Genomic DNA, 1,234 nt, shown 5'->3' with positions numbered 1-1,234 from the left:
CCTTGAATTCAACTGATCGATGCAACACACTACAAACTGCGTAAGCAAAAGGAGTGTTGCTCATGAAACAACGACCTCGAATCTATTACACCGCCACTCAAAGAGAGTTGATGTGGGATCGCTGGCAAAAAGGCGATAACCTTCATCAGATAGCGCAGTTATTTGATCGCCATCACCCCTCAATACAGCGTATTTTGATGCAGACGGGCGGCATCAGACCACCATCAAGATGTCGATCAGTTTTAGCGCTGACTTTGGCTGAGCGAGAAGAAATCTCCCGTGGCCTGGCAACTGGGCAATCACTCCGCTCTATTGCACAACTCTTAGGAAGATCGCCCTCTACGGTTAGTCGGGAGGTAAAGCGCAATGGTGGCACCAAAGACTACCGATCAGCTGGGGCAGATAGCTCAGCATGGGATCGAGCGCTTCGCCCCAAGACTTGTAAACTAGTCTTAAACAAGCCTTTGGCAAGTATCGTGACAGATAAGCTGCAGCTCTTGCAGTGGTCGCCACAACAGATTGCCGGATGGTTAAAGCAAACGTATCCAGATGACGAAAGCTATCAGGTGTCACACGAGACAATTTATCGCAGCCTCTTTATCCAAGCCCGTGGAGCCTTAAAGAAAGAGCTCGTGGCGCACTTACGACGCACTCGGGTGATGCGCCGCTCACGCCATCACACGCTCAAAGATCGAGCTTTGGGCAGTATTAAAGGCGCCATATCCATTAGAGAGCGGCCAGCTGAAGCAGAAGATCGCGCGGTACCTGGGCATTGGGAAGGCGATCTACTTTATGGAGATGCCAATAGTCAGATCGCTACTCTTGTAGAGCGCCAGACTCGCTATGTAATGCTAGTGAAAGTTGCTCGCAAAGATAGTCAAACAGTCGTCAATGCCTTGATTAAGCATGCGAGGAAATTACCAGACGAGTTGTATAAGTCGCTCACTTGGGATCGAGGCAAAGAGATGTCTGAGCACAAACGTTTTACCTTAGCCACAGATGTTCAGGTTTACTTTTGTGATCCCCAGCATCCTTGGCAACGAGGCTCAAATGAAAATACCAATGGCTTACTAAGACAATACTTCCCTAAAGGAATGAGCGTAGCCAATTACTCGCAGGCTAAGCTTAATGCCATAGCCAGGAAACTTAATGAACGCCCTAGAAAAACACTAAACTATCAAACACCGGCAGAACGTTTTGCCCAATCTGTTGCGTTGACCGGTTGAATCCAAGG

The 1,234-nt window shown here is 48.5% G+C and carries 1 protein-coding gene; it reads left to right on the top strand.

Annotation, left to right across the window (positions count from 1 at the left end; translation table 11 throughout):
* Positions 1 to 62 precede the first annotated feature (62 nt).
* Positions 63 to 1,226, top strand: a complete 1,164-nt coding sequence (locus ICN49_RS11575) for an IS30 family transposase (RefSeq protein WP_216168228.1) — start codon at positions 63 to 65, stop codon at positions 1,224 to 1,226.
* Positions 1,227 to 1,234: the final 8 nt, after the last annotated feature.

It is taken from the genome of Polynucleobacter finlandensis (genome assembly GCF_018881755.1).
Lineage (GTDB): Bacteria > Pseudomonadota > Gammaproteobacteria > Burkholderiales > Burkholderiaceae > Polynucleobacter > Polynucleobacter finlandensis.
Note: the sequence above shows the minus strand (reverse complement) of the source record. Positions and strands in the feature narration are given on the sequence as shown.

What these genes read in the sequence shown, in the direction of transcription:
- ICN49_RS11575 (WP_216168228.1), top strand. Translation starts at nt 63, where the DNA reads ATGAAACAACGACCTCGAATCTATTACACCGCCACTCAAAGAGAGTTG.